The sequence below is a fragment of the Streptomyces sp. NPDC002730 genome, assembly GCF_042888805.1.
Classification (GTDB): domain Bacteria; phylum Actinomycetota; class Actinomycetes; order Streptomycetales; family Streptomycetaceae; genus Streptomyces.
This window is the reverse complement of the sequence record NZ_JBIAQG010000001.1, coordinates 630,441-642,964: the sequence shown is the minus strand read 5'-3', so window position 1 is coordinate 642,964 and position 12,524 is coordinate 630,441. Positions and strand designations below refer to the sequence as shown.

Here is a 12,524-nt window from a genome sequence, read left to right as displayed (position 1 = left end):
TTCCTGCACGATCCAGGTGGCGATCCGGCCCACCCACCGCTCGACGAATTCCTGTTCCGCCCCGGCCCCGGCGGCGGCACCCACGGCGCGCCCAGGTACCGGCATTCCTCGAATTGCAGTCCTGCCGTTACGGCAATCCGTCGGTCGCCAGTTCGCGGATCTCGGGTGGCAGCGCCTCGTCTGCGGCCAGCCGGGCCAGGGCCTCGCGGCTCTGCGGGACTTCGGCGGTGTTGCGGAGTGCCCACACGGCCTGCTCGGCGGCCATGCCTCGCTGCGCGTACCGCTCGGCGAGCTCCATGGCCCATGGAGTGATCGCGGCGGTGTCATCGACCATGAGCCCGCACCAGTACAGGACCTGTTCGGCGATCCAGGCAGAGATTCGGACGGTCCACCGCTCGGTGAAGTCCGTGGTGTCGAAGCCTCTGCGCGCGCACTCCGCCTCAGCGTCGGCCATGCGTTCACGCGTCACGCAGCGGGCGTAGGGCATGCACTCTCGCAGCACGCTCCTGATCTCGGTCCATTCGGGCCAGGACGCGTCTTCCCCCAGGAACTTCAGAAACACTTCAGGGGGAGGCTCGGGCGCGGCGAGGGGAGCCGGAGGAAGGCAGGCCTCGAGGACGGCTCGCGCGTAGGCGAGGTTTTCTTCGCTCTCCTCCGCATCCGGGGGCCAGATGAAGCCATAGTCCCAGGAGTACGGCAGGGCGCGCACGGCCTCGGGAAGCAAGGGCTCCTCCCCGTCGTCTTCCGTCCTCATCACGAGACTCCCAGGTATTCCATCGCGCTCTTGGGATCCTTCATCTTGCCGGAGTCACGAGCGGCCTGCTTCTCCGCGTCGGTCTTGGAGTTCCACGCAGCGTCCATGTCCTTCAACTGCTTGGGGGTGACGTCCTGACCAGCGATCCGGGCGCCGAGACCGTTGTCTGCGATGGTCTGAGCCGGGGTGCCTGGTGGGGTCGTGCCGGTTTTCCTGTCCTTCTGGAAACCGTTGAAGATCTTGTCCCAGTCCTTCGGGGTCTCGATCTGGTAGCGGGCCGCTCGCGGCGGTGTCACCCCGCCCTCCTTGGCCCAATCGGCGAGCCGCTTGGCCTGAGCGGGGAGGGACGCCTGGGTGGTCGCATTGCCTGTGTTCTTGACCTCCACGACGTGGGTCTTGCCGTCCTTGCCCTTGTAGGCGACGTCGACGTCGTCGATGGTGCTGACGTCGATCGGCTTGCCGTCTCCGAAGTCCACCGACTTGCGGCCCTTCTTCGCACCGACACTCGCGTACACCTTGGTGCCCTCGGCAGCCTCCAGGTCGGCGGCGCGCTTGGCCGCGCGGACCTCAGCCATGGCTTCAGCCAGCTGGTGGCGGTCGGTGGCCTTGAGGACAGTCCCGCCCAGGGAGCCGCGGCTCTGGGTGTCGATGCGCTTGTCGTTGAGCATGTCGGTGAGGTCATCCAGAGCGGACGCCAGCTCGCCCTTGCCGAATTCGCCTCGGCTGAGGTCGGGGTTGTCCTTGGCCTTCGCGGCCAGCTTGTCGATCGCGCCCTCGTTGAGGCTGTAACGCTCGGACTTGGGCGTCTTCTGCTTGTCGCTGGCGTCCCGGATGGTCTGCTTGGCCCGGTCGGCCGCGGTGGAGAGTTCGGCTCCGTCAGCGGCCCGGTCGGCGTCGTCAGCATCCTTCTGGGCGTCGCGAGCGTTGTCCGCCTCCTCTCCCTCACACTTGCCGTTGCCTGCCGCGAGGACGATCAGGGGAGAGTCGGCGGGTCCTGCTGCCAGGATTCCGGTGCCGGAGCCAGGCACGCCGCTGGGGTTACGGTCCGCACCTCCGCCCTCGTACGGCACGCGCCTGAAGGCGCCCAGCGCGATGGTGCAACTGCCGTGTTCCTCCGCCTTCTTGGCCGCGTCGTCGGCGTGCTCCTGCGCTTCTTCGGCTGCCTTACGGGCACCCTTGGCGTCGCCGAGCCCCGCTGCCTTACGGGCCCGGCCCGCGGCGCCCTTGGCCTTGTCGGCCACGTCGGCGATGGCTTGGGCGAGCTTGCCCAGCTTGCCGAGTTTGCTGGCCTTTCCGGCGACCTTGGCCACGTCGTAGCCGGGGATGAAGAGCGAGCCGACGTTCCAGATGACGGTGGTGGTGGCCTGGGTCTCCTCGCCCCGGTTCCAGGTTTCGCGCACCTCCTCGCCGACGAACATGTCGTCCAGGACCTTGACGCCCGTGTTGACTGAGGCGCCGCCCCAGTCGGTCAGCGCGTCGAAGTAGTCACCATCAGCCCATTTGTCACCGGCGTCCTTGGAGTCCTTGCTCCACTTGTCCCCGAGCGACTTCCCGTAGTCGCCGATGCCGGAGACGGTGTCGATCGGGTGGATGACGGTGTTCCACAGGTCAGTGACATCGCCCCAGACTCCGTCGACGACCAAGCCTTCGCCGACCTGCCCGAGCTGATCGAGGGTGCACCCGAAGAAGCCGGAGCATTCCTCCTTCTCCTCACCGTCCTTGCCCTTGTCGTCGTCCCTCCCGTCCTCATCGGCCGCGATGGGCTCATAGGGGTCAGTAGGATCGCCGGCCTCGTCGGTGGAGCCGATGTCCTCTCCCCCGCCGGAGGCGCCATTGTCGTTGCCGCCTCCCGTGCCGCCTCCCGTGCCGCCTCCCGTGCCGCCTCCCGTGCCGCCTCCCGTGCCGCCTCCCGTGCCGCCTCCCGTGCCGCCTCCCGTGCCGCCACCAGTCGTACCGCCGGTGGCGGTGTCGTCATCCGGCGTCGAACCGGGCTGACCCTCGGCATCGCCGCCCGCCTCAACCGTCTGGTCCCCGGTGGCTCCGTCGGCGGGGCAAGACGTGCCGGTGAGCGAGCAGATGGCAGACTTCATGCCATCGGCGATCTGACCGCCGGCTCCGCTCAGGGCGACTGCCAGAACTATCGCCACGACGACAACAATCAGACCGGCATACTCCACCGCCGTCTGCCCGCGGTCCCGCCGCCACTTGATCATGTGGGGTAGTGAGAAGGGGGGACGCCCGGCCCGCTCCTGCTCCGCGAGCCGAAACCACTCCCGGCTCTCCTCGCGGCACAGGAACACCAGAATCAGGACGGGCAGAAAGAGCTGAGTGAAACCCTGAACCGAACCGTCACGGATGTTGGACAGGCCGCCGAGGATCAGCCACGCCTGCACGGCGATCAGGCCCCACCACACCCGGACCCCGCCGGTCCAGGCCCGCCGCGCCAGCACCCAGCCGACGGCCCCCGGCGCGGCCGCGTACGCCAGCAGCCCCAGCAGCGTGCCGTTCACCGCGTCCAGGGAGGCTGCGGTGAGGAACAGGCCGATGCCGCCCAGCAGGGTCGCCCCGAACAGCACGTAAACAAGCCAGCGGGCCACCATGAGCGGCTGCGGCATGGACCGGCGGGGAGCGTCATGGACCTGCCATGAATTGCCGGACCATGGAACGCCACCAGAGAAAGACATGCCTGACCTCAACCCCCGGAACGGAAACGGCCGTTCATGGTGGCGCGCGGCGCCCCACCCCGGTGATCAATCGTACGGGGAGCGGATAAGCGCGCCGTGGGCCCCAGGACCCAAGCTCGGACCCAAACCCGTCTTCGATGCGCGCCGCTGAGGTCGCGATGGCGCTGATGCCGGTCTCGGGAGGGTCGAGCATCCCCGCGATTGCCGGGCTGCACATTTGCCGGCACCCGCTCAAGCCAGGGTGTACTCGATGTCACCAAAGTCGGCGCCGCATCCCGAGGCAGCCCGCGCCAGCCTCCGATCCGCCCGCTGTAAGGGGACGGCGACGCCGCAGTACAGGCAGCCGGCCCTGTGGGCTTCAGCGGGGCAGGACTACCCAGGACTTGGTGCCGTGGTGGGGCGGGAGCGCGTCACAGACGCCCCACTCGCCACCCCAGTCGTCGACCACGGCTGTCAGCAGCCACAGCGCCCGCCGACGTCGCTCGTCGCACAGGGTTACGGCGTCGGGGTCGGTGTGCTGCGGGTGCTGATCCCAGACGACCAGACGGAGTACATCGTCACGGTGCCGGAGGGAAAGGTAGAGATCCCGACTGGGGGTCAACTTCGTTGCCGTGGCCATCAGTTCGGTCACGGCGAGGGTGGCGGGCGGGGTGTACCGGTCGAGGCCATGGACGTGCAGCGCGGAGGCCATGGCGGTGCGGACGATGGCGGCGCTGCACGGCTCACCGGGAACGGTGAGACTCAGCGCGAGACCGGGGGCGGGCGGTAACCCGCCGGGAACGGTGGGGCGGTCGGTCGCGGCGACAGGACAGAGCGCAGAGCGCAGGAATGGAGGCATCGTCGACTCCCTTGATGGGGTGGGGTGTTGGGGTTCTCTGTTTCGCATGGGTGCGCACGGGTGGCTCACGCATGGTGGTACGCGTGATGAGCAGTGGCCTGTCTCCCTGACGCGGGGCTGCCCCTCCCAGGGAAGGAGGCTGCGGGCAGGACCGCGCGATGCACTTCCAACTCATCTACGTGAGCGGTGCGTTACCGACCGTAGTGCATCATGGAGTACGTGTACTACTCTTTGGCGGAAGTCATCACGCCATAGGTGGACCGACCACTCGCACCGAGGGCAGACTGAGCCCACTGCCAGGCCGTATAGGAGGGGCACATGCCGCCAAGGAGCACACCCACGGAGCGCCAACGGCGGCTTGGTGCGGAGCTGCGCAAGATGCGGATCGCTGCGGGCATGACCACGGAGTTCGCTGCCGGACTGCTTGGTGTCCCCCGCACCAACGTCCCGAACATGGAGTCCGGCCGGTCCGGCATCAGCGCCGACCGCGTGCGCACGCTGGCCAGCAACTACGGATCCGCAGACAACGCTCTGGTGGACGCGTTGGCCACCATGGCCGCAGACCGGGGGAAGGGTTGGTGGGAGGTGTATCGGGGTCAACTCCCGGCCAGTTTCCTGGACATCGCTGAGATGGAATGGCATGCACGACGACTTCGAATCGCCCTCACAGTGCACCTGCCTGGGCTCCTACACACTGAGGAACATGCTCGGGCCGTCTTCGAGCACGTCATCCCACGACTGCCCAAAGCAGACGTCGACGTGCGAGTAGCCCATCGCCTCGACCGCAGACAGGTGCTCGACAAGCCGGACGCTCCTGAACTCGACCTGATCCTCTACGAAGCCGCGCTGCGCATGGAGTTCGGTGGACCGGCCGTCGCCAAGCAGCAGTTGGAGTACATCCTGGATGTCTCCGAACGCGATGACGTAACGGTGCGCGTCATCCCATTCAAGGCAGGTGGCTTTCCGGGAGCCGGCCAGTCGGTCATCTATGCCGAGAACGGCGTCCCCCGACTCGACACCGTGGAACTCGACAGCACCCACGGTCCGGAGTTCATCGACTCCGAAATGCAGCTCCACAAGTACCGCGCCCAGCTCAATGCGATGCAAGCCGTCGCACTCGCCCCCACCGAGTCACGCGACTTCATCCGCGCCATCGCCGCCGACCTCTAGGAGTACGCAACGTGCCTGACATCCTCTGGGAAGAGCCCTACTGCGGAGAGGGCGCAAATTGCTTCCGACTCGGAACCGACCAGGACGGCAACGGGTATATCGCCGTCCTCGGCGAGGAGGATCGTCACCTCACCGACAGCCACGAAGCTCTACGGAACCTGATCCGCGAAATCAAGGCCGGCAAGGCGGACCACCTGCTCTGAACCAGCGCCACACGCACGAAGGGCCCGGCATCGCGATCAGGTCGCGGGCCGGGCCCATTTGCGTGAGTGTCAGCTGTCGGAGCCCTCCGTCCGCGGGAAGGAGACCTCCACGCGCCGGTTCTTCTTGCGGCCCTCTTCCGTGCTGTTGTCGGCGATCGGGAACTGCTCGCCGTAGCCGCGGATTTCAAAGGTTACGCCGGATCCAAGTTCCTTGGACAGCACGCTGTTTACTGCCTGGGCACGCTGCTTGGACAGCACATCACCGTGCTCGGACGAACCGAGGTTGTCGGTGAAGCCGAAGACGCGCACCTTCGTGGCGTTCTGCTTCTTGATCTCCGCAGCGATGGCAGCGATGCGGCCGTTGGCCGCGCTACTGAGCTTCGCGCTGTCCTTGCCGAAGAGAACCTCGGCCTGGAGCGCGAACTTGATGTCCGCGTTGGTGTCCTCGCGGCGCTCTTCGCCGCCTTCGTCCTCGACAACCTGAACGATGTCGAGCACCCTGGCCCGGGCAAGAGTGCCACCATCCGCCATTTTGAGGTCGGGATCCTTTGTGTCCACCTCGACCGGAGGCTTGGCGGACGCTTCGGTGCCGGGAGGCACACTCGGGCCATCTTCTGCAAACGCGGTTCCGGCACCAAGAACCCCGGTAACTGCTAGGAGCGTGGCCACCGCAATGGCCGTTCCTGCGCTACGCGGCGACCTCGACCGGGTACGAGTGTGGGTCATGTTGGCCATCATCGAGAGATCTTCAGGTCAGCAGTGGCGAACGACGGCAGTGTGAAGCTGACTTCGTTCGTCGACTCCGGCGGGGCCGGGAACTGCATGAAGACCGGGGTACTCCCCCCAGCGGCAATCGGCAACATGCCAGTGGTGCACAGGCAGCGACCATCCGTGTCCCGCAGCACGTAGTAACGCTTCTTACCTTTCTTGTCCACCAAGGTGGCCCCCGCAACCGAGTTGGGGTTATTCGCCACCACCAGGCTCTCGCTGCCTTCCATCCCTGACGCGTTGAGCGAGTCCTTACTCGTGTTCTTGATCGACCCACTCACCGTGACAAAACCACCAGAGTCGCGCTGGACCGCGTTGATGGTCAGCACGAAGCCATCTCGCCCATTGAGCTCAGCGAGCTTCACATTCGGGTCTACCTTGCCCCCGGCCGCAGTGTCTTCCTTCGAGCCTCCGTCACCGGCAGGCTTGGACGATGACGATTCAGTGTTCTTCGACTTGTCGCCGTCATCACCACCGCAACCAGTAATAGCAAGGGCCAAAGCGGCCGTCATCGAGACTGCTGCCACTACCCTTCGGGTCTTCGCAGTACGCCGAATGCTCATGGATTTTGCTTCCTTTACTCGTCGTTCGCTGTCAGTCGTCGATCAAGTGCACGGCGAAGAGGGTCTTGCCCAACTCGGCCCACGGATCCGGATCGGCAGGATCGATTTCAAGGTCGTTTCGGCCGTCACAGTCGAACTTGATCGGGCCGGCTTTGTCGTCCTTCTTGTCGTCCTTGTCCTCGTCACGGCCATTGCCGTCACCGGGCTTGTCCTCGGGCTTCGGGCTACACCGGAACTCGACCACAGCAGTCGCCGTGGCCGTGGCGTGCCTGGTCTCCGTATCGGGGATCACCGAATCGCCCACTGTGTAACGGGTCTTGACCTCGACAGTGACCTCGCCCCGCGAGTTGGTGCTGTGCCAGTCACAGCCGTACGGAACGACGTCAGAACGGTTCTCCGCGGCAAAGCGCTGGGCCTGGTCGCAAGACCCGCCCCCGCCGATACGGTTGTCCTCGAAGAAGTCGTCCAGCCCCCCGGGCAGCAGAAGCGCCGCGAGGAATGCCGGCCCCATCTGGTCACGGGCTTCCTGGGCTGCGGCGAGCGCGGCCGCATCCGCGGCGCCCTGAGCTCCGTTACGAGTGGCCGATGCCTTACCGACCGCAAAGAAAGCGAACGCGAGAAAGAGCAGGCCCGCCACCATCATGATGTAGATGGGGAAGGCCTGCCCTCGATCGCTGCGGCAGTACTTGATCACTTGGCCGTGATCGAGTTCACCAGACCCTTGATGCGGGTCGTGATCGCTCCACCGATGCCCGAGGCCACCATGCCACCGATGATCGCGACGACCACCAGGATGATGCCCAGGTACTCGAAAGCCGTCTGGCCCCGGTCCTTGGTCTCGTAGCGCTTCTGGATCTTGGTGACGGCGGTGTTCGCCCAACCGTTGACGCGGATCTGGGTGTTGACGGCGGCCTTCAGCATGGTGTTGTTCGACATGGTGTTCCCCTCCAGGTTCGGCCGACCGACAGCCGGCCGACGCGTAAGTCTCTGTGGTGCTGCCTGCGTTACCGGCTTCCTCCTTGCCGGTGCCGCTTGCGACACGAGAAACGTACGCCGGAGCACCCCATCCACCAGAGGGTCCCAGGGCCCAATCCAAGGCCCAAAGAGAACGTTGGGCCCTCCCGGTCCCGGCCTGGGCCCCGAGGCCCAGCCCCGCACCGTGCTCGATCCCCCGCTCAGCCATGACCGCCTGTCCCCCTCACGCCCGGTCCGTGGCCGACGCCGTGCCGAGCCATCGGACGATCGCCTCACTGCGGGTAGCGCTGTGCAGTTTGGCGAAGATCCGGTTGATGTGGTTCTTGACTGTCTTCTCGCTGATGAAGCAGGTGGCGGCGATCTGCTGGTTATTCATACCGGACGCAATCAGCTCCATGACCTCCACCTCCCGCGAACTCAGTCCGAATTCTTCCCTGTTCGGGGGCCGACCCGGCCCTCCTGCCGGAGAAGACTCTGCCACAACTGGTTGCAGTTGCGAAAGCCTATGTGACGGTCGGGCAGGTTGTGGCGCAGGTGGGGGACTCGCCGGGACAGGGCGGTGTGCATACGCACCGTGTCCCCGCACCCCCGTCGGCGGATGGCCGTCATGGGTGGGCCCCGCGTGCGGGACCCCCGCCGTCAGAGCGGTGCCGAGGCCCTCAGGAAGCGGCCCGCCGCCTGCGGGGGCAGGGCCCTGCCTCATGTGCTCAAGCAGCGCGTTCGCCGCCGTGGCTGTGAAGTGGGCCCGGCCGCTCTTGACGTCTCGTACGGCCTTCACCAGTTGGTCGGCGGTGAACTCGCCGTGCACCAGATAGCCGCCCGCGCCCAGCCTCAGCGCTTCGTGCACGATCTCGTTCTCGCGGCTGTACGTCAGCATCAGCACCGGCGCGACCCGCACCAGATGCGGCAGCGCCGATATGCCGTCCACGCCGGGCATCCGCACATCGAGCAGCACCACATCCGGCCTGTGCTGCACGGTGGCTTCATACGCCTGGCGGCCGTCGGCAGCCTCCGCCACGACCTCGATGTCCTCGCGGCCGGAAAGCAGTGCGCCCAGGCCTGCTCGGACCACCGGGTTGTCGTCCGCGACGACGACTCTCAGGGCCGTCGGGACCGGGATGTCAGGGGCGGGGGGAAACGCGGGCATCGCTCCGGATGCCGCTGTCCGCTGCGGAGAGGCGGGGAACCCGGAGGAGCTGTGCTCCGAGTTGAGCGGGGTGGCGTGTGAGGACGTGTGCTGTGAGACATGGGTCTGCTGCGCCCAGTTCTGTCCCGACGTACGGGAGATGTCGTCCGGCATTCTGCGGCCTCCTCTCAGGGTGTTGGGGGGACGATGGGGGGACGGTCAGTTCAACAGCGGTACGGGTGAAGTGCCTTGAGGTTCCGGTGCGGCGGCGAGCAGTGCGGCGAACGGCAGGTCGAGGCGCACCTCGGTGCCCCTCGCCGCGCGGCCCTTGCCGATGCGTATCCGCGCGCCGATCGACGCAGCGCGCTCGACCATGCCGACGAGTCCGAAGTGGCCTGCGCGCTTGAGATCGTCGAGCGATGTCCCCGCGGGCAGGCCGCGCCCGTCGTCGTACACACTCATGCGCAGGACATCGCCCACCACACCGGCCGAGACATCGAGATACGTGGGCTGGGCGTGCCGGTGGGCGTTCTCCATCGCCTCGGAGGCAATGGTGAGCAGCTGCCGGGCGACGGCCTGCGGCACCTGCGGCACCGGCGTCTCACCGAGCAACCGAAAGGTGGCGGTCAGCCCGTGGCGACGGGTGAAGTCATCGGCTCTGGCGGCCAGTTCACTCATGACGTCGATTCCGCCGTCGAGGCCGGACTCGCGGCGCAGATCGGAGAGCAGCTCCCGCGACTCGGCCGCCGCCCGCCGGGCGGACCGAGCGACGAGTTCGGCCTGGTGCTTGACGGTGAGCGGATCCATACGGTCGGCCGAGCCCGCGAGCCCCTCGGCTGCCAGCGCCAGGCCGTGCAGGGTCTTGGCGACCGAGTCGTGCATCTCCCGGGCGAGCCTGGTCCGCTCGCCCTCCACGGCTTCGCTGACCGCAAGGCGGGCGCGGGTCTCGGTCAAGGCCTGGCTGGCCGTGCCGAAACGGAGCAGCAGGTTGCGCAGGGTGACACCGACCGCGCCCGCGATGACGCAGAAGCCGGGGAGCAGCAGGGAGGTGGCGTCGTTGGCCTGCACCTTCGAATCCGTGCCGTACACCACGAAGATGATCAACGTCTGGAGAGCGGCGAAGACCGCCGCCCCGCGCCAGCCGTAGACGAGTCCGGCCAACAGCGGGGTGCAGACGGTGACGTAGGCGAGCGTTGACTCCGGAGTGCCCGTGATCAGCAGCAGGGCACCAAAGAAGGCGTCGACGGCGAGCAGCCAGGGGTGGCGCAGGAGGAGCGGGCCGAAGCGCTCCCAGTCCCGGAAGAGGACGTACGAGCCCATGAAGGTGACCAGGACGGCCGCACCGATCAGCCAGGTGGCGAGCCCGGGGGCGGTCCGGTCAATGGCGAACGGTGTCGCGACGGCGATCATCGCGAGCCGGAAGCCGAAGACCTGGCGGCACATCGCCTGGAGCGCGTTGACCTGAAGGGCGAACGCGGGACGCGACTCGGGTGTGGTGGTGGCGGAGCCCACCTCGCCGGTCAGCACGCCCTGCGTTCCACTGAGTTGAAACACCATCAGCCGTTCACCTCCCCCGTGTTCTTCTGCCTCGTCATCTCTGTCATCAACCGCCCAGGAAGCCGAAGTTGACGTTCGCGCCGTAAACGAAACCGACCGTCAGCATGACCAGGGTCCCGGGCAGCAGGAACGACGTCACCGCGAAGGTCGCCTTCGGAACCGCCTTGGCCGCCTTGCGGCGGGCGTTCTGAGCGTCCGTACGCCGCATGTCCTCGGCGATGGCGATGAGCGTGTCGACGATCGGCGCACCCAGTTCCTCGCCCTGCTGGAGAGCGGTGACGAACATCGCCACCTGTTCCGAGTCGTTGCGCTTGCGCAGTTCGTCGAAGGCCTGGCGGCGGCTGACGCCCATGTCCATCTGGCGCAGGGTGATACGGAGTTCGTCGGCCCAGGGGCCCTCGTACTTCTCCGCGACACGGTCCAGCGCCTGGCGGAAGCCGAGGCCGGCGGAGACGACGACCGCCAGGACGTCGAGGAAGTCGGGAAGCGTCCGCTCGATGTGCTCCTTGCGGGCCCGTACCGCCGACCAGATGCCGACCTCGACCCAGAACAGTCCGAAGGCGATCAGCAGGATCGACATGAAGATCTGGCCGCGCATGAGCGTCGAAAGGGCTCCGAAGCAGCCCAGCGCGCCGTACACAGCGCGGCGGGCGGCGTAGCGGTCGATGGTGAGACCGCCCGGGTTTCCGGCCATGTCGATCTGGCGGCGCTTCTTGTTGACCGCCTTGGGGCCCATCATCCTGAGCACCGTGGGCGCCCAGCGCATACCCATCCGGTCGATGCCGGAGCCCACCGCACTCGTACGGCTGGAGCCGACCTCCAGGGCGACGGCGAGGTCGCCGGGAAGCTTGGTGTCGGCCCGGTACATACGGATTCCGTGGATGGCTCCGTACACCGCGAGGCCGATCACGGCAGCAAGCAGCAAGTCCATGTCCGCTCCTCCCCTCAGACGTCGATACGGGACAGGCGGCGGATCACAATGAATCCGATCGCGTAAAGAACGAGCGAGACGATGACCGCGGCCTGGCCGATCAGGGCGCTGGTCATACGGTCCAGCGCGCCGGGCATCACCGCGTTCATCAGCAGCATCGCGCCGAAGCCGAAGCCCGGGACCGCGTACGCCGTGACCGTCACCTGGGACAGCTGGGTCTTGACCTCTCGCCGGGTCTCCTTGCGCTCCTCAAGGGTCTCGGTGAGGTTGCGCAGCGAGCTGACGACCGTACCGCCCGCCCGGTTGGAGAGGACCAGGGTGGTGACCAGGACGACCAGCTCGCGGGAGGGCAGCCGCTCCGTCAGCTCGCCCAATGCGTCGTCCAGGGACTCACCGACCGCGAGTCGGCGCGCGACCCGGCTCAGCTCCTCGCCCGCCGGGGCCTCCAGCTCGTCGGCCGCCATGGCGATGGCGGTACGCAGGGCGAGGCCGGCCTGGGTGGCGTTGGCGAGGATGCGGGAAAGTTCGGGCAGCTGGTTGATGAAGCGCTCGGTGCGCTTGGTGCGCTGCCAGTTGAGGAAGGCGTTGGTGCCCCAGAGCCCGACGAGTGCGGCAATCGGGCCGAAGAACGAGGCGAGGATGGACGAGGCGATCAACCAGAGAGTGACCAGGGCCGCGACCGAGTAGACGAAGAACTCGCCCGGGGTGATCTCAAGGCCCGTGGCGGCGAGCTTCAGCTCGATCTTGCGGCCCAGTGAGGTCTTGCGCAGTCGGCGGTCGACGCCTCGGAAGCGGCGGTGCCGGCCCACTATCGGTATCTGGCCGGTGGCCGAGAGCCGGTCGATCAGGGCTTCGCGCTCGGCCTTCCCGGACCAGAACGAATGCAGGCCCATGATGCCGAGCACGCAGCACAGCAGCGTGACGCCGATCGTGAGCAGAGCGGAATTCTCCATCG

The 12,524-nt window shown here is 67.0% G+C and carries 13 protein-coding genes; 2 read left to right on the top strand and 11 right to left on the bottom strand.

Annotated elements, in window-relative coordinates; genetic code table 11:
• Window positions 1-127 precede the first annotated feature (127 nt).
• The 3 genes from ACFYXH_RS03245 to ACFYXH_RS03235 all read right to left on the bottom strand — a co-directional run bounded on the left by ACFYXH_RS03245 (window position 128) and on the right by ACFYXH_RS03235 (window position 4,276).
• Window positions 128-754 (bottom strand): hypothetical protein, encoded by a 627-nt coding sequence (locus ACFYXH_RS03245; RefSeq protein ID WP_389560148.1) that lies wholly within the window; start codon window positions 752-754, stop codon window positions 128-130.
• Window positions 754-3,369 carry a hypothetical protein gene (locus ACFYXH_RS03240; RefSeq protein WP_389560146.1) on the bottom strand — a complete coding sequence of 872 codons (2,616 nt, stop codon included), beginning with the start codon at window positions 3,367-3,369 and terminating at the stop codon, window positions 754-756. Before ACFYXH_RS03240 ends, ACFYXH_RS03245 begins: the two co-directional genes overlap by 1 nt.
• Before the next feature lie 427 nt (window positions 3,370-3,796).
• The gene (locus ACFYXH_RS03235) at window positions 3,797-4,276 is read right to left on the bottom strand and encodes an ATP-binding protein (RefSeq protein WP_389560145.1); all 480 of its coding nucleotides are present in this window, start codon (window positions 4,274-4,276) and stop codon (window positions 3,797-3,799) included.
• Window positions 4,277-4,594: 318 nt separating this feature from the next.
• On the opposite strand from ACFYXH_RS03235, the gene ACFYXH_RS03230 reads away from it, so the two are divergent.
• Together ACFYXH_RS03230 and ACFYXH_RS03225 are read left to right on the top strand one after the other, a co-directional pair.
• Window positions 4,595-5,446: a helix-turn-helix domain-containing protein gene (locus ACFYXH_RS03230; protein ID WP_389560144.1), complete on the top strand. Its 852-nt coding sequence runs from the start codon at window positions 4,595-4,597 to the stop codon at window positions 5,444-5,446.
• Between the two features lie 11 nt (window positions 5,447-5,457).
• Window positions 5,458-5,649: a hypothetical protein gene (locus ACFYXH_RS03225; protein ID WP_389560143.1), complete on the top strand. Its 192-nt coding sequence runs from the start codon at window positions 5,458-5,460 to the stop codon at window positions 5,647-5,649.
• Between the two features lie 69 nt (window positions 5,650-5,718).
• Here the strand turns inward: ACFYXH_RS03225 and ACFYXH_RS03220 are convergent, their stop codons facing one another.
• From ACFYXH_RS03220 to ACFYXH_RS03185, 8 genes are all read right to left on the bottom strand, one after another.
• A complete protein-coding gene (locus ACFYXH_RS03220) occupies window positions 5,719-6,384 on the bottom strand; it encodes an OmpA family protein (protein ID WP_389560646.1) in 666 nt (221 codons plus the stop codon).
• A complete protein-coding gene (locus ACFYXH_RS03215; RefSeq protein WP_389560141.1) occupies window positions 6,384-6,980 on the bottom strand; it encodes a hypothetical protein in 597 nt (198 codons plus the stop codon). Before ACFYXH_RS03215 ends, ACFYXH_RS03220 begins: the two co-directional genes overlap by 1 nt.
• Before the next feature lie 31 nt (window positions 6,981-7,011).
• Window positions 7,012-7,674 (bottom strand): pilus assembly protein TadG-related protein, encoded by a 663-nt coding sequence (locus ACFYXH_RS03210; protein WP_389560139.1) that lies wholly within the window; start codon window positions 7,672-7,674, stop codon window positions 7,012-7,014.
• Complete coding sequence (locus tag ACFYXH_RS03205) at window positions 7,671-7,916, bottom strand: hypothetical protein (protein WP_389560138.1); 246 nt, start codon at window positions 7,914-7,916, stop codon at window positions 7,671-7,673. The genes ACFYXH_RS03210 and ACFYXH_RS03205 overlap by 4 nt, the downstream gene beginning before the upstream one ends.
• A gap of 262 nt (window positions 7,917-8,178) precedes the next feature.
• A complete protein-coding gene (locus ACFYXH_RS03200; RefSeq protein ID WP_389560136.1) occupies window positions 8,179-9,255 on the bottom strand; it encodes a response regulator in 1,077 nt (358 codons plus the stop codon).
• Between the two features lie 45 nt (window positions 9,256-9,300).
• Entirely contained in the window at window positions 9,301-10,638 is a 1,338-nt protein-coding gene (locus ACFYXH_RS03195; protein WP_389560134.1) for a sensor histidine kinase, read from the bottom strand.
• 46 nt (window positions 10,639-10,684) lie between these two features.
• On the bottom strand, window positions 10,685-11,569 hold the full coding sequence (locus ACFYXH_RS03190) for a DUF5936 domain-containing protein (RefSeq protein ID WP_389560133.1): 885 nt from the start codon (window positions 11,567-11,569) through the stop codon (window positions 10,685-10,687).
• Window positions 11,570-11,583: 14 nt separating this feature from the next.
• Complete coding sequence (locus ACFYXH_RS03185) at window positions 11,584-12,522, bottom strand: type II secretion system F family protein (RefSeq protein ID WP_389560131.1); 939 nt, start codon at window positions 12,520-12,522, stop codon at window positions 11,584-11,586.
• Window positions 12,523-12,524: the final 2 nt, after the last annotated feature.

Coding starts and splice junctions, on each gene's coding strand:
- ACFYXH_RS03245 (WP_389560148.1), bottom strand. CDS start 754: ATGAGGACGGAAGACGACGGGGAGGAGCCCTTGCTTCCCGAGGCCGTG.
- ACFYXH_RS03240 (WP_389560146.1), bottom strand. CDS start 3,369: ATGCCGCAGCCGCTCATGGTGGCCCGCTGGCTTGTTTACGTGCTGTTC.
- ACFYXH_RS03235 (WP_389560145.1), bottom strand. CDS start 4,276: ATGCCTCCATTCCTGCGCTCTGCGCTCTGTCCTGTCGCCGCGACCGAC.
- ACFYXH_RS03230 (WP_389560144.1), top strand. CDS start 4,595: ATGCCGCCAAGGAGCACACCCACGGAGCGCCAACGGCGGCTTGGTGCG.
- ACFYXH_RS03220 (WP_389560646.1), bottom strand. CDS start 6,384: ATGGCCAACATGACCCACACTCGTACCCGGTCGAGGTCGCCGCGTAGC.
- ACFYXH_RS03215 (WP_389560141.1), bottom strand. CDS start 6,980: ATGAGCATTCGGCGTACTGCGAAGACCCGAAGGGTAGTGGCAGCAGTC.
- ACFYXH_RS03205 (WP_389560138.1), bottom strand. CDS start 7,916: ATGTCGAACAACACCATGCTGAAGGCCGCCGTCAACACCCAGATCCGC.
- ACFYXH_RS03200 (WP_389560136.1), bottom strand. CDS start 9,255: ATGCCGGACGACATCTCCCGTACGTCGGGACAGAACTGGGCGCAGCAG.
- ACFYXH_RS03195 (WP_389560134.1), bottom strand. CDS start 10,638: ATGGTGTTTCAACTCAGTGGAACGCAGGGCGTGCTGACCGGCGAGGTG.
- ACFYXH_RS03190 (WP_389560133.1), bottom strand. CDS start 11,569: ATGGACTTGCTGCTTGCTGCCGTGATCGGCCTCGCGGTGTACGGAGCC.
- ACFYXH_RS03185 (WP_389560131.1), bottom strand. CDS start 12,522: ATGGAGAATTCCGCTCTGCTCACGATCGGCGTCACGCTGCTGTGCTGC.